Below are 24,857 nucleotides of genomic sequence, written 5' to 3'. Positions count from 1 at the left end.
ATTCTCGGGCGGAGCGAAGCGTAGACCCGAGAATCGCGTCGAAGAGATGCCGGGGTCAAGCCCGAGCATGACGGCGAGACTCAAGCAGCGTCCACGCGAAGCGCGAACGCCGCTCGATCCCGAACGTTGGCTTACGCCACCGCGTCGGCGAGGTCCTTGGTGACCTTGAACTTCACGACGGTCTTGGCCGGAACCTTGATGGTCGCGCCCGTCGACGGGTTGCGGGCCTCGCGGGCCTCGCGCTTGGCGGCGGAGAGCTTGCCGATGCCGCCGAGCGTGACGTCGTCGCCGCTCTTGAGGGTCTTGGCGACGGTCGTGCCGAGAGAGGCCAGGATGGCGGAGACGTCCGCCTTGGTCTTCCCGGTCTCGTCCGCGATGGCAGCGATCAGTTCATTCTTGGTCATGAAATCCTCCTTGAGAAGGTGCTTCAGGCGTCGCGTGCTGGATGACGGCCGTTCATGCTCGTTTCCGACACGAGCGACCGCGACACATGGATGCTATTCGCGGCGCGCAACTCACGCAGTTGCCACGGTTATCGAGGAAAGACGATGCCCGCGGCGGTAGATACGCACAGAAAACGGCTTCGTTCCGTCGATACAAGGGCTGATAATGCCGTTTTTTAGGGGGACGCGTCCCGACGCGGACTTGGAGGCAGGACGACGAGCGCATCGCGCGAATCGCAACGCCGGCGGATTGGAAGCCCGCCGGCGTTGATGGAAAGCAGGATCAGGCCTGGATGCCGTCGACGTACCAGTCCATCTTGGAGAGCATCTCGTCGCTGGCCGTCTCGCCGGCTTTGAGGCGAATTTCGCCCTTCTGGTCCTTCAGCTCGCCCGTGAAGGGGTGCAGCGTCCCGGCCGAGATGCCCTTGATCACTTCGTCGGCGGCTGCGCGTGCTGCGGGCGTAACGGCGTCGTTATAGGGCGCGAGCCTGACGAAGCCATCCTTGATACCGCCCCAGACGTCGCCGGTCTTCCAGCTGCCGTCCATGACCTCCTTGACGCGCTTGATGTAGTAGCCCGACCAGTCGTCGACGATCGCCGTGAGATGAGCCTTCGGCGCGAAGGCCTTCATGTCCGACGCCTGGCCGAAGGCGAAGACGCCGCGCTGCTCGGCCGCCTGGAGCGGGGCGGCAGAGTCGGTGTGCTGGGTGATCATGTCGGCGCCCTGGTCGATCAGCGCCTTGGCCGCGTCGGCTTCCTTGGCAGGGTCGTACCAGGTCGAGGCCCAGACGACCTTGGTCTTGAAGTTCGGGTTCACCTTGCGGGCGGCGAGGTGGAAGGCGTTGATGCCCATCACCACCTCCGGGATCGGGAAGGAGGCGACGTAACCGGCCTGGCCCGTCTTCGACATGTGGCCGGCGATGGTGCCGATCACGGCGCGGCCCTCATAGAAGCGCGCGTTGTAGGTCGCTACGTTCTCGGCGCGCATGTAGCCGGTGGCGTGCTCGAACTTGATCTTCGGGAACTGCTTCGCGACCTGGATGGTCGGGTTCATGAAGCCGAAGGAGGTCGCGAAGATCAGCTGGTTGCCGGCCTGGGCGAGCTGGCGCAGCGCGCGGGCCGCATCCGGGCCTTCCGCGACGTTCTCGATGAAGCTGGTCTTGATCTTCGCGCCGTATTCCTTCTCGAGCGCGAGCCGGCCCTGGTCATGCGTCCAGGTGTAGCCATGGTCGCCGATCGGGCCGACATAGATGAAGCCGACGCCGAGCGGCGCCTGCGCCGAGGCGCCGCGGCCGAGGATCGGCAGGGTGGAGGCGGCGGCCGCGCCGAAGGTCAGCCTGCGGCGGGTGATGATGCTGGTCATTGTCCTGTGAACTCCTCGTTGTCGGTTGCGGCGTCAGGACGCCGAGAAGGGTTTGCCGAGGCAGGCGGGCGCGTCGAGCCGGCCGGTCTTCCGTCCTAGCGACATCATGGTCAGAACCGCAATGGTCGCAAGGTAGGGGGCCATCGCCAGCACCTCCGGCGCGAGCCAGGTGACACCGGCTGCCTTGGCCTGCAACTCCAGCGTCATCACAGCGCCGAAGAGATAGGCGCCGAGCAGCAGGCGGCCGGGCTTCCAGGCCGAGAACACGACGAGCGCGAGCGCGATCCAGCCGCGTCCGGCCGTCAGACGGTCCGCCCACATCGGGGTCAGCGCCAGCGAGAAATAGGCGCCGCCGAGTCCGGCCAGCGCCCCGCCGAAGGCGATCGCGGCATAGCGGATCGCGATCACGGGATAGCCGATGGCATGGGCGGAGGCATCGTTCTCGCCGACAGCGCGCAGGATCAGTCCCGCGCGCGTGCGGCGCAGGAACCAGCTGACGCCTGCCACGAGTGCCAGCGAGAGATAGACGAGGATGTCGTGGCCGAAGATCACCCGCAGCAGCGGGTGTTCCGAAAGTGCCGCCGGGAACACCGGCTGCAGGCGCGTCACGGTGCGCCCGACGAAGCCTGCGCCGATCAGGGAGGAGGCGCCGATGCCGAAGATCGTCAGCGCGAGGCCGGTCGCGACCTGATTGGCCATCAGCGAGAGGGCGAGCACGGCGAAGATCATCGCGGCGGCGACGCCGGCGAATGCTGCGGCGAGGAGACCGAAGCCTGTGCTGCCGGTCGAGAAGGCGACGGCGAAGCCCGCAACCGCGCCGCACAGCATCATGCCCTCGACGCCGAGGTTGAGTACGCCGGCCTTCTCGGCGACGAGCTCGCCCAGCGCCGCGAGCAGCAGCGGCGTCGAAGCCGCGATCAGGGTCATCAGGATGGAGACGAGCATGGCCGTGGTCATGCCGCTCTCCGCTTCCAGACGATGCGCCAGCGGACCAGCACGTCGGTGGCGAGCAGCATGAACAGCAGCATCGCCTGGAACATGCCGGTCGCCGCCTGCGGCAGTCTCACCGTCGATTGCGCGATCTCGCCGCCGACATAGGTCGCGGCCAGCACGATGCCGCCGAAGACGATGCCGAGCGGATTGAGCCGGCCGAGAAAGGCGACGATGATCGCCGTGAAGCCGTAGCCGACCGGGAATTGCGGGGTGAGTTGCCCGAACGGCCCGGCCGCTTCGAACAGCCCGGCAAGGCCGGCGAGCGCGCCGCTGATCAGCAGCGTTGCCCAGGTCGTGCGCGCAGCGCTGAAGCCGCCATGGCGGGCGGCGGCGGGCGCGAGGCCGACGACCTTGATCGCGTAGCCCGCCGTGGTCTTCTCCATCAGCAGCCAGGCGACGATGGCGAGGATGAGCGCGACCGGGATGCCGAGATGGACGAGCGAGCCTTCGAGCACCGTCGGCAGCGTCTGGTCGGCGGTGAACATCCGCGTTTGCGGGAAGTTGAAGCCGTCCGGGTCCTTCCAGGGGCCGCGTACGAGGAAATACAGGAACTGCACGGCGACATAGGTCAGCATCAGGCTGGTCAGGATCTCGCTGACCTGCAGCTTGACGCGCAGGAAGGCGGGGATTGCGGCCCAGGCCATGCCGCCGAGGATGCCGGCCAGCACCATGGCCGGCAGGATCCACCAGCCGGTCATGTCGTAGGTCGCGAGCGCGACGCCTGTGCCGGCGATGGCGCCCATGATGTACTGGCCCTCGGCGCCGATGTTCCAGACATTGGCCCGGAAGCCGATGGCAAGTCCGAGCGCGATCATGATGAGCGGCGCACCCTTCACGCCGATATCCGCCCAGCGCTGCGGCTCCAGGAGCGGTGTCAGGAAGATGCTCCCGACCGCATGGAAACCGTCATAGCCCATCGCGGTGAAGACGATCATACCGAGCAGCATGGTGAGCGCGATCGCGATCAGCGGGCTCAAAGCCAGCATCAGCGTGCTCGGCTCGCGGCGGCGGCGCCATTCAAGCATGAACGGCTTCCTCCGCGCCGTGGACGCCGCCCATCATCAGGCCGATCTCGTCGATGCCCAGGCTCGCGACCGGGCGCGGGGCCGAGAGGCGGCCTTCGTTGATGACGCAGAGGCGGTCGGCGAGCTCGAGCAGCTCGTCGAGATCCTGCGAGATCACCACCACGGCCGAGCCCTTGGCGGCGAGGTCGACCAGCTCCTGCCGGATCGCGGCGGCGGCGCCGGCATCGACGCCCCAGGTCGGTTGCGAAACGACGAGCACGGCCGGCTGCTGGCCGATCTCGCGGCCCATGATGAACTTCTGCAGGTTGCCGCCAGAAAGCGAGCGTGCCAGCGCGGCATTGCCGGTGGTCCTGACGTCGAAGAGCTTGATGACGCCGTCGGCGAAACGCTGGACGGCGCCGCGGCTGATGATGCCATGCGGCGCCAGCGGCAGCCGGTGGCGCGCGGTCAGGACACCGTTGTCGGCGAGCGAGAAATCCGGCACGGCGGCGTGGCCGTTGCGCTCTTCGGGCACGCAGGCGAGGCCGAGCGCCCGGCGCGCGCCGGCGCCTTCCAGTCCGATGGCCTTGCCGTCGAGTTTGATCGCTTCGGCATTGGCAGCCAGCTGCTCGCCGGAGAGCGCGGTCAGCAGCTCCGCTTGCCCGTTGCCGGCGACGCCGGCGATGCCGAGGATCTCGCCGGCGCGCGCCTCAAACGAGACGTTCTCCAGATCGGTGCCGAAGGGCGGCTCGCCTGGCAGCGAAAGCCCCCTGGCCTCCAGCCGGACAGCACCGCCGCCGGCCGTCTTGCCATGCTCGATCTTGCGGAGCTCCGCGCCGATCATGAGCTCGGCCATGCGCTTGGTCGTTTCTGCCTTCGGATCGCAGGTCGCCACGACCCGTCCTGCCCGCAGGATGGTGGCACCGTCGCAGAGCGCTTTGATCTCATGCAGCTTGTGGGAGATGTAGAGGATCGAGCAGCCTTCCGCCGCGATCTGTCTGAGCGTCGCGAACAGGCGCTCGACCTCCTGCGGCGTCAGCACCGAGGTTGGCTCGTCCATGATCAGCAGCTTGGGCTTCTGCAGCAGGCAGCGCACGATTTCGATGCGCTGGCGTTCGCCGACCGAGAGCGTATGCACCTCCCGCTCCGGATCCAGCGGCAGCGAATAGGATTGCAGGATCGCGGCGACGCGGCGCTTCAGCTCCTCGCGGTCCACCGCCTCGTCGAGCCCGAGCGCGATGTTCTCGATCACCGTCATCGCGTCGAACAGCGAGAAATGCTGGAAGACCATGCCGATGCCGAGCTTGCGCGCGGATTTGGGCGATGGGATCGAGACGGGTGTGCCGTTCCAGGAGATTGTGCCTTCGTCGGCCTGCTGCACGCCGTAGATGATCTTGACCAGCGTCGATTTGCCGGCGCCGTTCTCGCCGAGCAGGGCGTGGATCTCGCCGGGTTTGACGCTCAGGCTGATGTCTTCATTGGCTTTGACGCCCGGGAAGCTTTTGGAGATATGGGCGAGCGCCAGCCGCGGCGGCACTTCCTGCTCACGCGGCTGATTCATGTTTCGAGCGTCTCCCTTTCGCCGGCTCCCGGCGGCCAAGCAAGCAACGCACCAGCTCGGCCGCCGTCAAGGCCGCGATCACCTCCGGGCGCTTGTCGTCCACATCCGAACCGCCGATCGGGCAGGTCAGGTGCGCCAGCGTCGCACGCCGGCCACCGGCACGCAGGAAGCTGGCCTCGAAACGGGCGCGCTTGGTGGCCGAGCCGATCATGCCGACATAGGCGGCGTCGCCGCGCGCCAGCGCCGACTCCGCCAGACGGTAGTCCAGCGCGTGGCTGTGCGACAGCACGACGAAAGCTGCGTTCGCCGGCGCGCTTGCGATTGCATCGACCGGGTCGGCCATGCGGATGCAGGTGACGGCCGGTGGCAGCCCGCTCATGACGTTGTCGCGATCGTCGATCAGCGCAATCGAGAAGGGCAGGGGCGCCAGCGCATGGGCCAGGGCCCTGCCGGTATGGCCGGCACCGAAGATCAGGACAGGGGGCCGCGCCGCCGCCTCCGCCTTCTCGCGGGCGCTGATCAGGGCGATTTCGGCCGCGCCGGCATGGCGCAGGGAGACACGCACCCGCCCACCACAGCACTGCCCCATCTGCGGGCCGAGTGGAATGTCGAGCAATTGGTCCTCGGCGCCCTCGCTCAGCATATGCCGGGCGATATCGATGCAGTGGAATTCGAGCTGCCCGCCGCCGATGGTTCCAGCGATGGCGACCGAAGTGACAGCCATGCAGGCCCCAGCCTCGCGGGGCGTCGAGCCTTCGGCCGCCTCGATCCTGACGAGGACGATGCCGTCGCGCTGATGGGCCGTGAGGAAGGCGGCGAGGGTCATCGTTCCGCCTCCGCCCGGACGCGCTCGACCGCATCCAGCACCCGCTCCGGCGTCGCGGGCGCATCGAGGCGCGGGCAAATCCGGTAATCGCCGACGCTCGCGACAGCGTCGGACAGAGCGTGCAGCACCGAGATCGCCAGCATCAATGGTGGCTCGCCGACAGCCTTGGAGCGATGAATCGTCGGCTCGCGGTTCGGCGCGTTCTCCAGCAGATGCACGTTGAAGATGCCAGGCCGATCCGACGCGACGGGGATTTTGTAAGTGGACGGCGCATGCGTCCAGAGCCGGCCCTTCCTGTCCCAGACCAGTTCCTCGGTGGTCAGCCAGCCCATCCCCTGCACGAAGCCGCCCTCGATCTGCCCCTTGTCGATCGCCGGGTTCAGCGATTGCCCGCAATCGTGGAGAATATCGACGCGCTCGAACTTGTACTCGCCGGTGAGCGTATCGATCGCGACCTCGGCCGCCGCCGCGCCATAGGCGAAATAGTAGAAGGGATGACCGCGCCCGGCCTTGCGGTCCCAATGGATCTTCGGCGTCGCGTAGAAACCCGTCGCCGAAAGCTGGATGCGGGCCAGGTAGGCGGCGGCGACCAGCTCCTTGAATGCGATCTCGCGGGGGCCGATCTTCACGCGCCCTTGCAGGAAGGCGATATCCTCCGGCGCAGCCTGCCAGTGCCTCGCAGCGAAGGCCGTCAGCCGCTGCTTGATCGTCTCGCAGGCGTCGAGCGCGGCCATGCCGTTGAGATCGGAGCCGGAGGAGGCGGCGGTGGCCGAGGTGTTCGGCACCTTGCCGGTCGTCGTCGCGGTGATCTTCACCTGATCGAGGCCGATGCCGAAGGCATGGGCCACTACCTGCGCCACCTTGATATAGAGCCCTTGCCCCATCTCGGTGCCGCCATGGTTCAGCGCAACCGTGCCGTCCGTATAGACATGCACCAGCGCCCCGGCCTGGTTGAACCATGTCGCGGTGAAGGAGATGCCGAATTTCACCGGCGTCAGCGCGATGCCGCGCTTGACGATCGGGCTCGTCTTGTTGGCTTCGCGGATCGCGGCCTTGCGCGTCTGATAATCGCAGCGCTGCTCCAGCTTGGCGATGACATCGGCCGCGATATTGTCCTCGACCGTCTGGTGATAGGGCGTGACGTCCCGGCCCGGGCCGCCATAGAGATTGCGTCGGCGCACCTCCAGCGGATCGAGCCCGGTGGCGTAGGCGACTTCCTCGATGAAGCGCTCGGCGCCGACCATGCCCTGCGGCCCGCCGAAGCCACGGAAGGCGGTGTTGGAGCAGGTATGCGTGAACAGTGGCTCGGAGCGGGCGCGCACCGCCGGGTAGAAATAGCAATTGTCCATGTGGAACAGCGCGCGGTCGGTCACCGGCCCCGACAGATCGGCGTTCCAGCCGCAGCGCGCGGCGTAGACAGCATCGAGCGCATGGATGCGGCCGTCATCGTCGAAGCCGATCTCGTAGTCGCAGACGAAGTCGTGGCGTTTGCCGGTGATCGCCATGTCGTCGTCGCGGTCGGGCCGGAGCTTGACTGGGCGCTTCAGTTTGTGGGCGCAGAGCGCGGCGACGCAGGCGAAGAGATTGGCCTGCGTTTCCTTGCCTCCGAAGCCGCCACCCATGCGCCGGACCTCGACCGTCACCGCATGCGAGCCGGTGCCGAGCACGGCGGAAACCATGTGCTGGACCTCGCTCGGATGCTGGGTCGAGACAAGGACGTGCATGTCCTCATCCTCGCCGGGGATCGCCAGCGCGATCTGGCTTTCGAGGTAGAAATGCTCCTGCCCGCCGATCGCCATCGAACCCTTCAGCCGGCGCGGGCTTTCGGCGAACGCGGCAGCGACGTCGCCGCGTTCGAGCTTGAGGGGCGCGGTGACGAGCTGGCTGCCGGCTCGCCGCGCCGCAGCGATCTCGATCAGCGGTGCTTCCTCGGCGTAATCCGCTTTCGCCAGTGTCGCGGCATGGCGCGCCTGCTCGCGTGTCCCGGCGACGACGGCGAAGAGCGGTTGGCCGTGGAACAGGATGGAATCGGTCGCGAAGACCGGCTCGTCATGCAGATGCGTCGAGGAGATGTCATTGGCGCCGGGAATCTCGGCCGCCGTCAGCACGGCGACGACGCCCGGCGCGGCGCGGACGGCCTCGAGATCGAGCGATATGAGCTTGCCATGGGCGATGCTGCTCGTGCCGAGATAGGCATGCAGCAGCCCTTCGGGCGCGGCGATGTCGTCGATATAGAGCGCTTCTCCCGCGACATGCTTGGATGCGGAATCATGCGGTTGGGCGGAGCCGACCGGCCCGGTTTCCGCCACGATATCAAGCTTGCGGCGTGCGTCAGCCATGGGCGGCCTCCGCCAGCAGGCCGGCGACCCGCGTTTCCGTCTCGGGCTGTGTCGTCTCGATCAGGAAGCGACGCAGCAGGTTGCCGGCGATCACCAGTCGATAATGCGCCGAGGCGCGCATATCGTCGAGCGGCGAGAAATCCTGAGGCAGGGCGGCGATGGCGGCGCTGACGGCCTTTTCGTCCCAGGCTCGGCCGACCAAGGCAGCCTCGGCCGCAGCCGCGCGCTTCGGAATGCCGGCCATGCCGCCATAGGCGAGGCGGGCCTCGCTGATCCGCCTGTCGTTCCCGAACGTCAGCCGGAAGGCGCCACAGACGGCGGAGATGTCCTCGTCGAAGCGTTTCGAGACCTTCGAGGTGTGGAACAGCATGCCGTCTGCGAGCTTGGGGACCAGCACGGCTTCGACAAACTCGCCCGGGCGCCGGTCCTGCTTGCGGTAGTCGAGGAAGAAGCTTTCGAGCGGGATGGCGCGGCGAGTCAGTTCATCCTCACCCGTCATCGCGAGCGCAGCGAAGCGATCCAGGCGCGCGCGCTCTACGACCCCCTGGATTGCTTCGTCGCTGCGCTCCTCGGAATGACGAGAGGTCAACACCAGCGTCGCGCCCAGCGCGATCAGCGCCGGCGGCAGGTCTCCGATCGGCGAACCGTTGGCGACGTTGCCGCCGATCGTGCCGGCATTGCGCACCTGCTCGCCGCCGAAGCGCCGCATCAATTCATCGAGCTGCGGCGACAGGGCCGCGAGCGCTTCGCGCACATCGATATGACCAGCCATCGCACCGATGCGCAGATGGTCGCCCTCGTCGGTGATGGCGCGCAGCGGCTCGATCCGTCCGAGATAGATCACCGGATCGAGGCACTTCATCGCCTTGGTGACCCAGAGTCCGACATCAGTCGCGCCCGCCACCAGCGTCGCCTGAGGATGCGCGGCGACGAGTTCGGCCAGCGCATCGACCGTCACGGGGGCGTAGAAGCGCCCGCCTTCGCCTTGCAGGGACAGCGTCTCGTCATCGTTCAGGGCGATGAGGCGGCCCGCAATGGCCTCGCGCTCCTGATGGAAACGATCCGTTTCGCGCGGGGCGATCTCGTCCATGCGGCGGCCTGCGGCGATGATCGGCTCATAGCCGGTGCAGCGGCAGAGATTGCCGGCGAGCGCATCCTCGATGCGCCCGACACTCGGCTCTGCTTCGTTAAGCCTGAGCGCCAGCAGCGACATCACGAAGCCCGGCGTGCAGAAGCCGCATTGCGAGCCGTGACACTCCACCATCGCCTGCTGGACCGGATGGAGGCTGCCGTCCGCCCCCTTCAGATGCTCCACGGTGAGGAGTTGGCAGCCATCCAGCGTCGGCAGGAAACGGATGCAGGCATTGATCGCCTCATAGCGCAGCCGCCGTTTGTCGAGCCGGCCGACCACGACGGTGCAGGCGCCGCAGTCGCCCTCGGCGCAGCCTTCCTTCGTGCCGGTCATGCGCTGGTCCAGGCGCAGCCAGTCGAGCACCGTCAAGGTCGGGTCGCAGCGGTCGAGTTCGACCAGCCTGTCGCCGAGCAGAAAGCGCAAGGTCTCACGCATTCCGCCCGCTCCGCTCGCATAGCCATTTCATGCCTGCAGATTAGGCATGATCCGGCCTTGGCCGGAAGCTTCGATTTGGTGCAGATGTGATGTGGAATTGTGCCGGAGCTGCCCGACGTGACCGCCTCCACCTCCCTCCGCGCCCTGCGCGGCCGCCTCTTCTGGTTCGTCGACGACCCTGAGATCGCAGGCGAGGGCGCGCATCGCTATGTCGAGGACGGGCTGCTGGTCGTCGAGAACGGGCTGGTCAAGGCGGCAGGCGAGGCGCGGGAACTGCTGCGGACGCTGCCGGCCGATGCCGAGGTCGTCGATCACCGTCCGCATCTGATCATGCCGGGCTTCATCGACGCTCACATCCACATGCCGCAGACTCAGGTCATCGCCTCCTATGGTGCGCAGCTGATGGAGTGGCTGAACAAATACACCTTCGTCGAGGAGCAGAAGCTCGCCCAGCAGGGGCATGCCGAAAAGCTCTCGCGCTTCTTCCTCGACGAGCTTCTGGCCAACGGCACCACCACGGCGGCGGTCTATTGCTCGGTCCATCCGCAATCGGCGGAGGCCTTCTTCGCCGAATCGGAGCGCCGCAACACCCGCATGATCGCCGGCAAGGTGATGATGGACCGGAATGCCCCGGAAGCGCTGACCGATACGGCCGAGAGCGGCTATCGCGATTCGAAGGCGCTGATCGCGCGCTGGCACGGCAATGGCCGGCAACTCTACGCCATCACCCCGCGCTTCGCGATCACCTCGACGCCCGAGCAGATGGCGGCGGCCGGGAGGCTGGCGGCCGAGCATCCCGACTGCCACGTCCAGACCCATATCAACGAGAACCGGGCCGAGATCGCCTTGGCCCGTGAGCTCTTTCCGCAGGCGGCTGACTATGCCGACATCTATCGGGGCTATGGCCTGCTCGGCCCCGGAAGTCTGATGGGCCACTGCATCCACATGACCCACAATGAATGGAAGGCCTTCGCCGAGACGAGTGCGGTCGCGGTGTTCTGCCCGACCTCGAACCTGTTCCTCGGCTCAGGCCTGTTCGACTGGGTCCATGCCCGGCAGCGTGGGGTGAAGGTTGCCGTCGCGACCGATATCGGCGGCGGCACCTCCTATTCGATGCTGCGGACCATGGCTGAGGCCTACAAGGTGCTGCAGCTGCAGGGCCAGTCGCTTTCGGCCTTCGCGGCGCTGCATGCGATCACGCGCGGCAATGCCGTCGCGCTCGGCCTCGATCATCTGATCGGGAGCTTCGAAACCGGCCGTGAGGCGGATGCGGTGGTGATCGATACGGCTGCGACGCGGGCTATGGCGCATCGCATGGAGACGGTGCGCGATCTGGCGGAGGAGCTTTTCGTGCTCGTCACGCTCGGCGACGAGCGCAATGTCGCTGCGACCTATGTGATGGGGGAGAGGGTGGGGCGCGTGGAAGGCGCTCCCTGACGCCAGCCGTCATGGTCGGGCTTGTCCCGACCATCCACGTCTTCCCTGACCGAGGCAGTGTTCAAGACGTGGATGCTCGCCACAAGGGCGAGCAGGACGCCAAGGTCGCGAGAGCTCTATCTCAGCCCAGAACGCCGCCCTTGCGGGCGTAGTCGATATAGATCTCGCGCAGGCGCTGCGCGGTCGGGCCGGGCGCGCCGTTGTGGATCGTGTGGCCGTCGATCGAGGTCACCGGCATCACCAGGCTGGTCGCGGAGGTGATGAAGGCCTCCTCGGCGTCGAGTGCCTCCTCCAGCGTGAATTCGCGCTCCTCGAAGGAGAAGCCCGATTCCGCCAGATAGGCGAGCACCGCCTTGCGGGTGATGCCCGGCAGCACCTTGTTCGAAAGCGGGCGCGAGATCAGCGTCTTGCCCTTGACGATCCAGGCTGTGGAGGAGGCGCCCTCCGTCACCACGCCGTCCTCGACCAGCCAGGCCTCCTGCGCGCCGCTCTCCAGCGCGAACTGCTTGGCGAGCACGGGCGCGAGCAGGTTGACGCTCTTGATGTCGCGGCGGGCCCAGCGCAGGTCCGGCGTCGAAACGACCTTGATGCCCGTCTTCGCAGTCGGCGCGTTCACGAAGTTGCGGGCCTGGGTGAACATCACCAGCGTCGGCTGGACATCCTTCGGGAAGGGGAAGTCGCGATCGGCTGCGCCGCGCGAGACCTGCAGGTAGATGCCGCCCTCGTCGAGATTGTTGCGCTTGATCAGTTCCTCGTGGATCGCAACCAGCTCGGCCTTCGACCAGGGCAGGTCGAGCCGGATTTCGCCGCAGGAGCGTTCGAGGCGGGCCAGATGCGCCTCGCAATCGACGAGCTTGCCGCCGATCACGGCCGAAACCTCGTAGATGCCGTCGCCGAAGATGAAGCCGCGATCGAATACGGAGATCTTGGCATCCTCCTCTGGGAGGTAGGCGCCATTGACATAGACGATACGGCTCATCGCTGCGGACCTGCTGGATGGAGAGGAACGCGCCCTTCCTAGCGAAGCTTTGCGCCGGTTGCGAGCCTCAAGGCGGGGAAACGGCCCGGCGTCTGGCGCAGGGCATCGGCAGATTTTCACAACCCATCCTTCGAGACGCGGACTTGCGTCCGCTCCTCAGGATGAGGGCTTCCTAACCAAACGAGTTTCAGGGCTTCAGGCTCAGGAACCGCGTCGGGATCGCGCCGCGCAGGTTCTGCTCGAAGCCGATGAGCTTCGGCGAGACGAGATTCTTCGTCGAATAGTGCAGCACCGGGATCCAGGGTTCCTCGGCGATGACGATGCTGTCGGCCTCGCGCAGAATGACGGCGCGTCTGGCGATGTCGAGCTCGTCGGCGGCGAGCTTCATCAGCGCGTCGAATTGCGGGTTGCTGTACTTGCCGATGTTGAAGCCGGCATTGTCGCTCTGGAACAGGAACAGGAAGTTCTGCGGATCGGAGTAGTCGCCGATCCAGCCATAGCGCGCCACGTCGAAATCTCCGCCCTCGCGCAGATAGGCGAAATGCGTCCGGTAGTCGGTCTCGACGAAGCGGGTCTCGACGCCGATCGCGCGCCATTGCCCGGCGATCGCCTCGGCCGTGTGCCGATTGTTGTCGGTCGTGTTGAAGCGGAACTCGACCTGAAGCGGGATGCCGCTGCCGAAGCCGGCCGAGGCCAGGAGGCGCCTGGCCTCCTCCTCGCGCTCCAGCACCGAGGCGTAGCGGAAATCGAGCTCGGCCCGCTCACCATAATTGCCGATATGGGGCGGTACCACGCCGTAGGCCGGCAGCATCGTCCCGCCCCAGACCCGGTCGGCGATGAATTCGCGGTCGATCTGGAGCGACAGTGCCCGGCGCACGCGGGCATCGTCGAAGGGCGGCTTGGCGCTGTTGAGGATCAGGAAATACGTCGCGAGATAGGGGCCGATCCGGACCTGATCGCCAAGTCTCTGGCGCAATTGCTTGAACTGGTCGGCCGGAATGTCGGTCGTCAGGTGCAACTCGCCGGCCTGGAAGCGCCGGGCTGCTGCCACCAGATCGGAGGCCGGATAGAAGATCACCGTGTCGATCTTCACATTTGCCGCGTCGTGGAAATGCGGGTTTCGTTCGAGCCGGATATGCGAATTCGGCGCGAACTCCTTCAGCATATAGGCGCCATTGGTGATCAGGTTCTCGGGTCGTCCCGGCTCCTGCGTCGCCCGGGCCGTACTGGCGGGGTGGACGGGCAGGGCGCTCTGATGGGTCAGCAATTCGAGCAGATAGGGCGTCGGCCGTTCGAGCTTGATCTCAAGCGTCCGCTCGTCGACGGCCGAAACGCCGAGACTGTCGAGCGATGAGCCTGCCGTCGCCTTGTGGATCGGCTCGGCATTCCCAATCGGATAGAGCAGGTTGGCGTATCGGGCGCCGGTTTCCGGGTTGAGGATGCGCCGGAAGGAATAGACGAAGTCGGCGGCCCGGACCGGGTCGCCATTGGACCATTTCGCATTGGCGCGCAGGTTGAAGCGCCAGAGCTTTCCGTCCGGGCTCATCGTCCAGCTTTCGGCGACGCCGGGGACGACCTCTCCCTTCATGTTGTGGATGACGAGGCCTTCGCGCAGGTCGCGCAGCAGATGGGCTTCGGCGACCGTCGAGGTTCTGTGGGGATCGAGTGTTTCCGGGTCGCCGTCATTGCCCCGGTGGAAGACGATCCGGCCCTGGACCGCATCAGCGCGGGTCGCGGCCAGGATGGCGGCGAACGCCAGAGGTGCGGTGCGGCGCGTGACGTCGAGCATGGCAACCTCCCTCGACCGGGCGTCGTTGCGAGCGATGCCCGACAAAGGAAGTAGAACCTGCCTGAGTGAGTCTGCCAAGCGGGAAACGGCGGCGCGGCCGCGGTTTTCGCCGCCGTGAAGGGTCTGCAAAATGGGCCAGCGGCTTCGGAGACCCAAGCAGGCTCGCCAAGGCAGGCCTGCTTGGGTTTGTCAGCAGCTGGCTACAGGCTCAGCGGTTGGCCGCCTTCGCGGCGCTCTCCTGCGCCTCGACCACCGCCACGGCGGTCATGTTGACCACGCCGCGGGCCGTGACCGAACCAGTGAGGATATGCGCGGGCTTGGCGGTGCCGATCAGGATCGGCCCGACCGGCAGCGCATCCGCCATCACCTTCGCGAACTGGTAGGAGATGTTGGCGGCGTCGAGATTAGGGAAGATCAGGATGTTCGCCATGTCCTTCAGTGTCGAGGAGGGCAGGACGCGCTCGCGGATCAGCGGCACCAGCGCGGTATCGGCCTCCATCTCGCCGTCGCATTCCAGCTGCGGCGCGCGCTCGCGGATCAGCTTCAACGCCTTGCGCATCTTGAGCGAGGAGGGCGTATCGGCCGCCCCGAAATCCGAATGCGAGAGCAGAGCGATCTTGGGCTCGAGGCCGAAGCGCTGGACATGGCTCGCGGCAAGCACCGTCATGTCCGCGATCTCCTCGGCGCTCGGATCGTGCTTCACATGCGTGTCGGAGAGGAAGAAAGCGCCCTTGTTGGTGATGATCAGCGTCATCGCCGCGATGTCGCAGACGCCGGGCGCCAGGCCGATGATGTCCTTGATGTGCCGCAGGCGCGACATGAACCGGCCTTCGAGACCGGAGATCATTGCGTCCGCGTCGCCGCGCGCCACGGCAAGCGCCGCGATCACCGTGTTGTTGGTGCGGACAAGCGCGCGCGCCGCTTCCGGCGTGATGCCGCGCCGGCCGGCGATGTCGAGATAGGTCTGGACATAGTCGCGATAGCGCGGGTCGTCCTCGGGATTGACGACCTGGAAATCGACGCCGGGCTTCAGCGACAGGCCGAAGCGCTGGATACGGGTCTCGATCACGCTCGGGCGGCCGATCAGGATCGGCACGGCAAGCCCTTCCTCGAGCGCAACCTGGGCAGCGCGCAGCACGCGCTCGTCCTCGCCCTCGGCGTAGATCACGCGCTTGGGATCGGCCTTGGCCTGCTGGAACAGCGGCTTCATCAGGAAGCCGGAGCGGAAGACGAAGCGCGAGAGCTGGTCGCGATAGGCCTCGACATCGACCAGCGGCTTGCGCGCGACGCCGGTGGCCATCGCAGCCTCCGCCACGGCCGGCGCGATGCGCATGATCAGGCGCGGGTCGAAGGGATTCGGGATCAGCGAGGTCGCGCCGAAGGTCGAGGTCTCGCCACCATAGGCGCGGGCCGCGATGTCGGAGCTCGCCTCGCGGGCGAGCGCGGCGATGGCGCGCACCGCGGCGAGCTTCATCGCCTCGTTGATCGTCGTCGCCTGCACGTCGAGCGCGCCGCGGAAGATGTAAGGGAAGCAGAGGACGTTGTTGACCTGGTTGGGATAATCCGAGCGGCCGGTGCAGATCATTGCGTCCGGTCGCACGGCGAGCGCGTCCTCCGGCGTGATCTCGGGATTTGGGTTGGCGAGCGCCAGGATCAGCGGCTTCGCCGCCATGCGCTTGGCCATCTCCGGCTTCAGCACCCCGGCGGCGGAAAGGCCGAGGAAGATGTCGGCATCACCGATGACGTCGCTGAGCGTGCGGGCGTCGGTCTCCTGCGCATAGACCTCCTTCCAGCGGTCCATCAGCGTGTTGCGGCCCTTGTAGACCACGCCTTCGAGATCGGTGACCCAGATGTTCTTGCGCTGCGCGCCGAGCTCGACGAGCAGGTTGGTGCAGGCCAGGGCGGCTGCGCCGGCGCCGGAGACGACGATCTTGACGTCGGCGATCTTCTTGGCGGCGAGGTCGAGGCCGTTCAGCACCGCTGCGCCGACGATGATCGCCGTGCCGTGCTGGTCGTCGTGGAAGACCGGGATCTTCATCCGGGCCTTCAGCTGCTCCTCGATCTCGAAGCACTCCGGCCCCTTGATGTCCTCGAGGTTGATGCCGCCGAAGGTCGGCTCCAGCGCTGCGACGACCTCGACGAACTTCTCGACGTTCTTCTGCTCGACCTCGATGTCGAAGCAGTCGATGCCGGCGAATTTCTTGAAGAGGACGGCCTTGCCTTCCATCACGGGCTTGGAGGCCAGCGGGCCGATATCGCCGAGGCCGAGCACAGCCGTGCCATTGGTGATGACGGCGACGAGATTCTGGCGCGAGGTGAGCTCGGCGGCTTCGGACGGGTCGTCGACGATCGCCTCGCAGGCAGCCGCGACGCCGGGCGAATAGGCCAGCGCCAGGTCGCGCTGGTTGCCGAGCGGCTTGGTCGCCTGGATCTCCAGCTTACCGGGCCGGGGCTGGCGGTGATAGACGAGCGCGCCCGAGCGCAGATCGGTGGAGAGCGTGCTTTTCATGGCGCGATGGTCCCTGCGGTCCGAAGGATGCTGGTCGCGCGAAAGGCCATGCGGCGTCAAGCGGTCAGGATGCCTCGGCGGCCGCAGCGCGCGCGAAGATCGGGCTGCGGCCGATTGAATCAATGTGTGAACGAGGTGAATCGCCTTGTGAGCCGGCGATGACAACCTGTTGGCGCGACTCAGGAATCGCGGCCTTGAACCAGAGGATGGGCCGGGTGAATCAAAAGCTCGGCCGCGGGCGCGGCTCAGAACGCCTTGAAGGTGATGATCGTGTGCGTGTCGGCGATCTCGGGGATCGACTGCACCTTCTGCGCGACGAAATGGCCGATATCGACATCCGCGCCGACATGGAACTTGGCGAGGATGTCGTAGTTGCCGGCGGTCGAGTAGATCTCGGAAGCGATCTCGCGATCGGCCAGTTCGCTGGCGACCTCGTAGGTCTTGCCGAGCTTGCATTTGATCTCGACGAAGAAGGTTTGCATCGCTCGCTCCGAAACTCTGATGCGGTCTGGATAAGGCATCGGCCCGAAAAGTGGAATGCGGTTTTCGGACAAGGCCGATGCCGAAACAAAGGCGATCCTCAGAGTGGTGCGATCAAGCGCCCGCGAGCGCCGCAATGCGCCGCGTCATCGCATCGTTTGGGTCCGTCAGCCCGGCGATGACGGTGAAATGGTTGGCGCCGGGGATTTCCTCATAGCGCGTCGTCACGCCTTCCAGCCCCCAGACATCGACGAGCCGGCGGCTCTGCTTGTGGTACTCGGCGCTCTCCTCGCCCCCGACTACGGCATCCATCGTCAGCCGCGACGGCGCCGACCAGAACAGGGGGCTTTCGAGCTCGGCCGCTTGCATGTCGAGGCCGAGCGCCGTGTTGATGCTCGTCTCGGTCAGGGGTTTGAGGTTGTAGAGGCCGGAGATGCCATAGGCCGCCGGCACCAGATGCTCCGGCAGGTCGGCACCGACATTCTTCCAGCCGGTGGCGAGCATGCAGGCGCTGAGGTGGCCGCCGGCGGAATGGCCGGTCGCGACCACCGGCAGGCCGAAGCGCCGCCAGAGCGCTGCCGTGGCCTGCTGCAACTCCCAGACGATATGGCCGAGCTTGACCTGCGGGCAGAGATCGTAGCCGACGACCGCGACGGGCAGGCCGAGCTGGTTCAGCCCGCGCGCCATATGCGAGAAGAAGCTCCGGTCGAGCGCCTGCCAGTAGCCGCCATGGATGAACATGACGAGCGCATTGCCGCGGATCGTTTCCGGCTTGAATACGTCGTAGAGCTGCCGTTCGCCCTCGCCATAGGAGACGCCGAGCTCGCACAGCGCCGCGGCGCGGTACGCCGCGGCGTCCGTCTGCCAGCCGGCAATGATGCCGGGATGCTCCGGCACGCGGGCGCGGTTGTTGTACTCGGTCTCATAGTCCGGCGACATTGGTATCCTGCTCGGGAAGGGCACGGCTGACGGGCCTACGGTGGCAGCCGTTGGCGGTTTCCGCCAGCGCTTTTGACAGGTGGCGCGCCCGGCGCCAAAAGCGGCAATCCGCAGCAAGCGGAATCTGGAGGTCGCCATGGAAAACCCCGTCCTCGCCGAAGTCACGCGCGGCAATGTCGTCGAATCGCGTCATCGGGGGTCTGCGATTGTCATCGATGCCGATGGCGGCGTCGTCTTCGCAGCCGGCGACATCGAGCGGCCGGTCTTCCCGCGCTCGGCGGTGAAGGCGATCCAGGCCCTGCCTCTGCTGGAAAGTGGTGCTGCCGACCGTTACGGCCTGACAGAGGCGGAGATCGCGCTCGCCGTCTCCTCGCATTCCGGCGAGCCGCTGCATGCCGAGACCTCGCTCGCGATGCTGAAGAAGGCCGGCCGCGACGCCGGCTGCCTGGAATGCGGCGCGCATTGGCCCATGAACGAGGCCGTGGCGCGGGCGCTGGCGAAGTCGGGCGCCGAGCCGAGCGCCCTCAACAACAACTGCTCCGGCAAGCACGCCGGCTTCGTCTGCCTCTCCTGCAGCCTGGACGAGGATCCGGCCGGCTATGTGAAGCAGGGTCATGCCGTCCAGCGGGCGGTGCGCGGCGCCCTTGAAGAGGTGACCGGCGCCGAGCATTCCAGCGAGCGCATGGGCATCGACGGGTGCTCGATTCCCTCCTACGCCGTGCCGCTCAAGGCGCTGGCGCTCGGCTTTGCGCGCTTTGGCACCGGTCGCGGCTTCGGTCCCGAGCGGGCCAAGGCCGCCGCGCGCATCCGCGCTGCTGCGGCCGGGCATCCCTTCATGGTCGCGGGCACTGGGCGTTACGACACGCGGCTGATGGGCCTGCTGGGCGCCCGCGCCTTTACCAAGACCGGGGCCGAGGGCGTCTACTGCGCCGCGCTGCCGGAGCTCGGCTATGGCATAGCGCTGAAATGCGATGACGGCGCTGGCCGTGCCGCAGAAGTCGCGCTCGGCGCGCTGATCGCCCGCTTCCTGCCGATGGACGAGGCGACGCAGACCGCCTTTGCGCCGCTGCGCGAGGCCGTCCTGAAGAACTGGAACGGCATCGAGGTGGGGCGCATCCGCGCCCCGGCGGCCTAGGATATCTCAACGCGCGGCGTTGTTCTCGATCCTGATGCCCGCCGCTTTTGCGTCGGGCGCCTTGGCGAGATCGCCGGTGACAGGCTTGCCGTATTCCGTGCCGACGATGGCGCCGTCGCGCGCCTCGTCGATGAGGTTGTTGGCGATCAGGGCGTTGCGCTCCTTCGGCACCAGCGACACCGCGATGCCGATGCCGGCCTTGCGCACGACATTGCCGGTCGCGACGAGATTGCGCATCCCCCAGGACCATCCGAGCGAGATGCCGATCTCGCTCGCATTCTCGATGACGTTGCCGGTCACGGCCGCTTCGGCCTCGACATGGACGCCGATGCCGCCGATCGGCTCCCTGCCGTTCGGCGCGATGGCGCGCCGGGCATTGCGGATGATGTTGTTGGCGAAAACCGCCATTCGCCCGCCATGGTCGAGATTGGTGATGTTGGCGCCCTGCGCGCAGTCCTCGATCAGATTGTTGGCCATGATCGCACCCTCGAAGGCGAATTCGGCGTAGAGCGCCACTTCGCCGCAGCGGCGGCCCTGATTGCCGAGGATCTGCACGCCGGAGCCGGAATTGTTGCGGATGAAGGTCATGGCGCAGTCGCGCAGCTGGTTGCCCTCGACGATGACGCCGCCGGCCCGGTAGAGACTGATGCCGTTGCCGTTCGGCCCGTCGCCGCCGGCATCGGCGCGAATACGGCTGACGCGATTGCTGCGCAGGATCGAGCGGTCGTCGCCGGGCTGGCTCCGCCAGATCTGGATGCCATTGTTGCCGCAGTCCTCGACATCGTTCTGTTCGATAACGAGGCCCAGCGAATCGAGCGAGAACAGGGCGGAATCGCGCATGGCGTGGAAGCGGCTGGTCGTGATGCGCCCGCCGCAGCGGTGCAGGGTCAGGCCGACCGAGCCGGCCTTGGCGAAGTCGCAATCCGAGACGGTGAGCGCGCCGATGTTGTTGCCGGTGACGAGTCCTCCGCGTTGTGGCGAGGGGATGTCGAGCCCGTCGAAGGCAAGACCGGTCAGGTTTGCGCGCGCGATATTGTTGGCGACAAGCAGCGGGCTGCCGTTTGCGGTCACTAGGCGGGTCTCCCCCGGCAAGCCGACGATGCTCGCGCCTTCCGGCAGCTGGACTGAGCCGAGACGATAACGCCCGGGCGGCACCATGAGCGGCGCATTGCGCTTCGCCGCTTCGTTTACCGCCGCCTGGAACCGCCCTGACTGATCCTCCGATGCGCCCGGCCGCAGCCCGAACTGGCTGGCGTCCAGACCGAGATGGCCGAGTGGGCCGCGGGGCGGCGAAGCCGATTGCACACGGGCCGGCAGGTGGAACACAGCCGGGCCGACCAGGCCGGCAGCCAGGAAACCGCGCCGCGAAAGCACCATGGAACCTCCCCTTCGGCTCCGCCACGATCAAGCGGCGCGCCAGCCTTGCTGTCCCGATTTGGAATCGCCGCCGCGAAGAACACGCAAGATGCGGCGGGCGTCGGCTAGAGCCCGAGCGCCCGGGCGATCTCCTCGGCGGCAAGCGTCGGGGCGAGCTGGCCGGAGGAGACCGCGGCCTCGAGCTCCGGCGTGCGCGCCTTCAGGGCCGGGTCATGCCTGAGCTTGGCCTGCAACCGATCCTGCACCATCGCCCACATCCATTTGACGTCCTGGCGCCGGCGTTTCTCAGCGATCAGGCCCTTGGCCTCGAAGCGGGCGCGGTGATCCCTGATCTTGGCCCAGAGCGCGTCGAGCCCTTCTCCGGTCAGGCCGGAGATCGTCACCACCGGCGTGCTCCACAGCGTCGAGGTGGGCGCAAGGATGTGGAGCGCGGCCTTGTATTGCGCTGCGGCCGCGCGGGCTGCGGTCGCACCAGCGCCGTCGGCCTTGTTGACCGCGATCATGTCGGCGAGCTCGATGATGCCCTTCTTGATGCCCTGCAACTCGTCGCCGGCATTGGGCAGCATCAGCACGAGGAAGAAGTCGGTAAGATCGGCGACTGCCGTTTCCGACTGCCCGACGCCGACCGTTTCGACCAGGATGACGTCGAAGCCGGCGGCCTCGCAGAGCAGCATCGTCTCGCGCGTTTTGGCCGCGACGCCGCCGAGCGTGCCGGAGGAGGGGGAGGGCCGGATATAGGCGTCGGGATCGACGGAGAGGCGCGCCATCCGGGTCTTGTCGCCGAGGATCGAGCCGCCGGTGCGGGTCGAGGAGGGGTCGACCGCGAGCACCGCCACCTTGTGGCCCTTGGCCGTAAGGTAGCTGCCGAGCGCGTCGATCGTCGTCGATTTGCCGACGCCCGGAACTCCGGTGATGCCGACACGGATGGCGCGGCCGGTGTGGGGCAGCAGCCGCTGGATCAATGCCTGCGCCTGCTCGCGATGGTCCGCGCGGCGCGATTCCGCCAGCGTGATCGCACGGGCCAGCGCGGCGCGTTCGCCGGCGAGGAGCGCGTCGCCGAGCGAGTCGGCAGGAGAGATGCGGTCGGCCATGCCGCCAGTTAGCAAGCCGCTGCCGAAGGCGACAAGGCATCGCCTGCGTCGTATCTGCTTCATCACTGTGTCATGCACGCATCTTGAAGATTTGCGTGGGCGGTGAGACGACTGGGCGATGATCGGCGCGGCAATGCGGTTTCGTGGTGTGGTTTTGGCATTGTTGCTGCCGCTCGCTCTCGCAGCCTGCGCGACGCCGCGCACCCTTGCGTTGAACCAGGCACCTGCCGCCGATATCGCCGGTACCGTCGAGATCTATGTCGCGACCACGCGCGAACCCTCGGCGCAGCCGGTCTATTTCAATGGCGAGCGGGCGCCCAAGCTCTCCTTCGCCCGGCTCGACATCACGGTGCCGCGCAGCCACAAGCCCGGCAATCTGGAGCTGCCGAGCTCCGGGCCGGGCGATCCGGCGAAGCATTTCACCGCGACTTATGTCCAGCGGCTCGACCTCGCGCCCGTGATCTCGGATGTGCGCAAGGAGCTCCAGAGCCGGCCGGCCGATCAGCGCGACGTGCTCGTCTTCGTCCACGGCTACAACACGAATTTCGCCGATGCGGTCTACCGCTTCGCCCAGATCGTCTATGATTCCGGCTTCAAGGGCGTGCCGGTGCTGTTCTCCTGGCCCTCGCGCGGCGAACTCCTCGCCTATCCCTACGACCGCGAGAGCGCCTACTACTCGCGCGACTTCCTCGAAGCCAGTCTGCGCGGCATCCCGCGCGATCTCGGCTCCACACGCATGGATATTCTCGCTCATTCCATGGGCACGCTGCTGACGCTGGAGACATTGCGCCAGGCCGCGATCCGCGGCGACGGGGCCTTCGGCGGCAAGCTGCGCGACGTCATGCTGGCCGCGCCGGATGTCGATCTTGACGTCTTCAAGACGCAGATGGCGCAGATCCGGCGGCCCGTCACCGTCTTCGTGTCGGCCGACGACAGGGCGCTCGACTTCTCGCGCCGCTTCGCGGGCGACAAGACGCGGCTCGGTGCCGTCTCTGCGAAGGATACGGAGATCATCGCGGAACTCGACAAGCTCGGCGCGCGGATCATCGACCTCTCGGAGGTGTCGTCCAGCGACAGCCTGAACCACGCCAAGTTCGCTTCCTCACCAAAGGTGGTTCAGCTCATCGGCGAGCGGCTGCGGCAGGACAAGGGTATCGGTTTCGCCGGGCCGCAATTCGGCGACCGAATCGGGGATATCGCCGGCGGCGTCGTCGGCACCGTGGGCTCGACGGTCGGGCTCGTCGTCAACGCGCCGGTGACGATCCTTTCGGGCGGGCGGTGATGTCACATGGCTGCAACGGCCGGCGATCCCCGCAGCCAGGCCGCGAGGTTGCCCCATTCTGGCCGCGTTAGCCTGCCCTTAAGGGCAGGTTGGCCATTCCGGCCTCTCACGATCGATTTTGGATGCCTGCCGCCATGCCTGTCACGAGGCGCGACTTTTCATGCCGCTCGCTGGCGCTCGCCGCGCTGCTGCCGCTCGGGCTCGCCGCCTGCGCCCAGAGCGAAGCGAGCGTATCGCCCTTCGCCGAGCCGGAGCGTGCGGACGCCTCGGCGCTCGGCAAGGATCCGCGCCTGCTGGTCATGACAACCCGCAGATCTGTGGGCAATGTCGCGCCCTATTTCGGCACCGATCGCGGACCGCTGACCTTCGCCGAGGTGCGCCTGTCGCCGCCGGGACGAGGTATCTCGGGGCGCGTCTCTTCCGCCGTCAGCGGCGACTGGGCCGTGCTCGGCGTTGGCCGCGAGGTGACCAACGACGCCCCGCGCGCCTTCTCGGATGCCGCCAATGGCCGCGATGTGCTGCTCTATGTGCACGGCTTCAACGAGACCTTCGAATCGGCTGCCCGCAGCGCCGGCCAACTCTCGCATTCGCTCGAGTTCCAGGGCCGCGCGGCGCTGTTCACCTGGCCGTCCGGCGGCAAGCTCTTCGACTATGCCTATGATCGAGAGAGCGCGCTCTGGTCGCGCGACGGGTTCGTCCAGAGCCTGCAGGCGCTCGTCTCCAACCCGACGGTCGGGCGCATCCATATCGTCGCGCACTCGATGGGGACCTTCCTCACGCTGGAAGGGCTGCGCGAACTGCGCGACTCCCAGGATGTCTATGCCCGTATCGGCTCCGTCGTGCTGGCTTCGCCCGATGTCGACATCGACGCCTTCGAGCAGACGGTGAAGAAGCTCGGCCCCCTGGCCCAGCGCATGACCGTCATCATCGACCCGGGCGACCGGGCGCTCGCGGTTTCTGCCCGCATCGCCGGCGGCGTCGCGCGTGCCGGCGCCGCCGACCGCTCGCGCCTCGATGCGCTGGGCGTGCGCGTCGCCGACACGTCTGGCCGCGGCTGGAGCATGCTGCGCCACGACCTCTTCCTGTCGAACAGCGAGGTCACCCAGGTCGTCCGCCGCGCCATGGATCGCGGCGCCTGACGAGGCCAGCCCCTAGATAGGCGGCAGGCCGGAGCGCTTCTTGATCGTCGCCAGCGCGAAGTTGGATTCGACCGACTGGATGCATTTCAGCCGCGTCGCCTTCTGCTTCAGGAAGCGCTCATAGCCTTCGATGCCGTCGGTGACGACGCGCAGAAGATAGTCCTGCGAGCCGGTCATGAGGTAGCATTCGGCAACCTCGCTCCAGCTTTCGACCGCCTTCTCGAATTCGGCGATCTGCTCCTGGTTCTGTTGCGTCAGCCTGACCGAGACGAAGACGCTGAAGGGCAGGCCGTAGGCCTTGGGATCGACGACCGCCGTATAGCCCTGGATGACGCCGGTCTCTTCCAGCCGCTTGAGTCGGCGCAGGCAGGGCGTCGGCGACAGTCCGACACGCTGCGAGAGATCCTGATTGGTGATCCGCCCGTCATCGCGGAGCACCGAGAGAATCCGACGATCGATCGTATCGAGCACGATATGCTCCATTGTGCAGGTTTGTGAGCAGGAAGATGCAATCGTGAGTTTACGGTGAGCTTCATCAACCAAGCAATGGCGCTCCGATGAGATTATTCTGAACGACAGGGATTCAGCGGCGCGGCCGGAAAAA

Annotated in this window: 20 protein-coding genes; 4 read left to right on the top strand and 16 right to left on the bottom strand. The window is 66.8% G+C overall.

What is annotated here, in order from left to right:
- Positions 1–131: 131 nt before the first annotated feature.
- The 8 genes from AC1DIN_RS05655 to AC1DIN_RS05620 form a co-directional block, all read right to left on the bottom strand.
- Entirely contained in the window at positions 132–431 is a 300-nt protein-coding gene (locus AC1DIN_RS05655; protein WP_441468967.1) for an HU family DNA-binding protein, read from the bottom strand.
- 295 nt (positions 432–726) lie between these two features.
- On the bottom strand, positions 727–1,806 hold the full coding sequence (locus tag AC1DIN_RS05650) for a BMP family ABC transporter substrate-binding protein (protein ID WP_441468657.1): 1,080 nt from the start codon (positions 1,804–1,806) through the stop codon (positions 727–729).
- A gap of 33 nt (positions 1,807–1,839) precedes the next feature.
- Positions 1,840–2,763 carry an ABC transporter permease gene (locus AC1DIN_RS05645; protein WP_441468656.1) on the bottom strand — a complete coding sequence of 308 codons (924 nt, stop codon included), beginning with the start codon at positions 2,761–2,763 and terminating at the stop codon, positions 1,840–1,842.
- A complete protein-coding gene (locus tag AC1DIN_RS05640) occupies positions 2,760–3,824 on the bottom strand; it encodes an ABC transporter permease (protein ID WP_476808999.1) in 1,065 nt (354 codons plus the stop codon). The genes AC1DIN_RS05645 and AC1DIN_RS05640 overlap by 4 nt, the downstream gene beginning before the upstream one ends.
- On the bottom strand, positions 3,817–5,364 hold the full coding sequence (locus AC1DIN_RS05635; protein ID WP_476808998.1) for an ABC transporter ATP-binding protein: 1,548 nt from the start codon (positions 5,362–5,364) through the stop codon (positions 3,817–3,819). The genes AC1DIN_RS05640 and AC1DIN_RS05635 overlap by 8 nt, the downstream gene beginning before the upstream one ends.
- Complete coding sequence (gene xdhC, locus AC1DIN_RS05630) at positions 5,348–6,190, bottom strand: xanthine dehydrogenase accessory protein XdhC (RefSeq protein ID WP_476808997.1); 843 nt, start codon at positions 6,188–6,190, stop codon at positions 5,348–5,350. Before xdhC ends, AC1DIN_RS05635 begins: the two co-directional genes overlap by 17 nt.
- A complete protein-coding gene (gene xdhB / locus AC1DIN_RS05625; protein WP_476808996.1) occupies positions 6,187–8,529 on the bottom strand; it encodes a xanthine dehydrogenase molybdopterin binding subunit in 2,343 nt (780 codons plus the stop codon). Before xdhB ends, xdhC begins: the two co-directional genes overlap by 4 nt.
- On the bottom strand, positions 8,522–10,096 hold the full coding sequence (locus AC1DIN_RS05620) for a xanthine dehydrogenase small subunit (RefSeq protein WP_476808995.1): 1,575 nt from the start codon (positions 10,094–10,096) through the stop codon (positions 8,522–8,524). Before AC1DIN_RS05620 ends, xdhB begins: the two co-directional genes overlap by 8 nt.
- Before the next feature lie 117 nt (positions 10,097–10,213).
- On the opposite strand from AC1DIN_RS05620, the gene guaD reads away from it, so the two are divergent.
- Positions 10,214–11,533, top strand: a complete 1,320-nt coding sequence (gene guaD, locus AC1DIN_RS05615) for a guanine deaminase (protein WP_476808994.1) — start codon at positions 10,214–10,216, stop codon at positions 11,531–11,533.
- Positions 11,534–11,654: 121 nt separating this feature from the next.
- Here the strand turns inward: guaD and AC1DIN_RS05610 are convergent, their stop codons facing one another.
- From AC1DIN_RS05610 to AC1DIN_RS05590, 5 genes are all read right to left on the bottom strand, one after another.
- Positions 11,655–12,512 (bottom strand): D-amino-acid transaminase, encoded by an 858-nt coding sequence (locus AC1DIN_RS05610; RefSeq protein WP_441468649.1) that lies wholly within the window; start codon positions 12,510–12,512, stop codon positions 11,655–11,657.
- Between the two features lie 187 nt (positions 12,513–12,699).
- Positions 12,700–14,301, bottom strand: coding sequence for a peptide ABC transporter substrate-binding protein (locus AC1DIN_RS05605; RefSeq protein ID WP_476808993.1), 1,602 nt, complete (start codon positions 14,299–14,301; stop codon positions 12,700–12,702).
- Between the two features lie 208 nt (positions 14,302–14,509).
- Entirely contained in the window at positions 14,510–16,810 is a 2,301-nt protein-coding gene (locus AC1DIN_RS05600; protein WP_441468647.1) for an NADP-dependent malic enzyme, read from the bottom strand.
- A 245-nt stretch (positions 16,811–17,055) separates the two neighbouring features.
- Positions 17,056–17,292, bottom strand: coding sequence for an Lrp/AsnC ligand binding domain-containing protein (locus AC1DIN_RS05595; RefSeq protein WP_066610093.1), 237 nt, complete (start codon positions 17,290–17,292; stop codon positions 17,056–17,058).
- 112 nt (positions 17,293–17,404) lie between these two features.
- Positions 17,405–18,229, bottom strand: coding sequence for an alpha/beta hydrolase (locus AC1DIN_RS05590; protein WP_476808992.1), 825 nt, complete (start codon positions 18,227–18,229; stop codon positions 17,405–17,407).
- 136 nt (positions 18,230–18,365) lie between these two features.
- Here AC1DIN_RS05590 and AC1DIN_RS05585 point away from each other — a divergent pair, with 136 nt between their 5' ends.
- Positions 18,366–19,364, top strand: a complete 999-nt coding sequence (locus AC1DIN_RS05585; RefSeq protein WP_476808991.1) for an asparaginase — start codon at positions 18,366–18,368, stop codon at positions 19,362–19,364.
- Between the two features lie 6 nt (positions 19,365–19,370).
- On the opposite strand, the gene AC1DIN_RS05580 is transcribed toward AC1DIN_RS05585, so the two are convergent.
- Positions 19,371–20,741 (bottom strand): TIGR03808 family TAT-translocated repetitive protein, encoded by a 1,371-nt coding sequence (locus AC1DIN_RS05580; RefSeq protein ID WP_476808990.1) that lies wholly within the window; start codon positions 20,739–20,741, stop codon positions 19,371–19,373.
- A gap of 104 nt (positions 20,742–20,845) precedes the next feature.
- A complete protein-coding gene (meaB, locus tag AC1DIN_RS05575; RefSeq protein WP_476809378.1) occupies positions 20,846–21,832 on the bottom strand; it encodes a methylmalonyl Co-A mutase-associated GTPase MeaB in 987 nt (328 codons plus the stop codon).
- A gap of 133 nt (positions 21,833–21,965) precedes the next feature.
- On the opposite strand from meaB, the gene AC1DIN_RS05570 reads away from it, so the two are divergent.
- Together AC1DIN_RS05570 and AC1DIN_RS05565 are read left to right on the top strand one after the other, a co-directional pair.
- Positions 21,966–23,114: an alpha/beta hydrolase gene (locus tag AC1DIN_RS05570; protein WP_476808989.1), complete on the top strand. Its 1,149-nt coding sequence runs from the start codon at positions 21,966–21,968 to the stop codon at positions 23,112–23,114.
- A 134-nt stretch (positions 23,115–23,248) separates the two neighbouring features.
- Positions 23,249–24,253, top strand: a complete 1,005-nt coding sequence (locus AC1DIN_RS05565) for an alpha/beta hydrolase (RefSeq protein WP_441468642.1) — start codon at positions 23,249–23,251, stop codon at positions 24,251–24,253.
- Between the two features lie 12 nt (positions 24,254–24,265).
- On the opposite strand, the gene AC1DIN_RS05560 is transcribed toward AC1DIN_RS05565, so the two are convergent.
- On the bottom strand, positions 24,266–24,736 hold the full coding sequence (locus tag AC1DIN_RS05560; protein ID WP_476808988.1) for an Lrp/AsnC family transcriptional regulator: 471 nt from the start codon (positions 24,734–24,736) through the stop codon (positions 24,266–24,268).
- Between the last annotated feature and the right edge of the window lie 121 nt (positions 24,737–24,857).

The organism is Allobosea sp. 05T438 (genome assembly GCF_056396025.1).
Note: the sequence above shows the minus strand (reverse complement) of the source record. Positions and strands in the feature narration are given on the sequence as shown.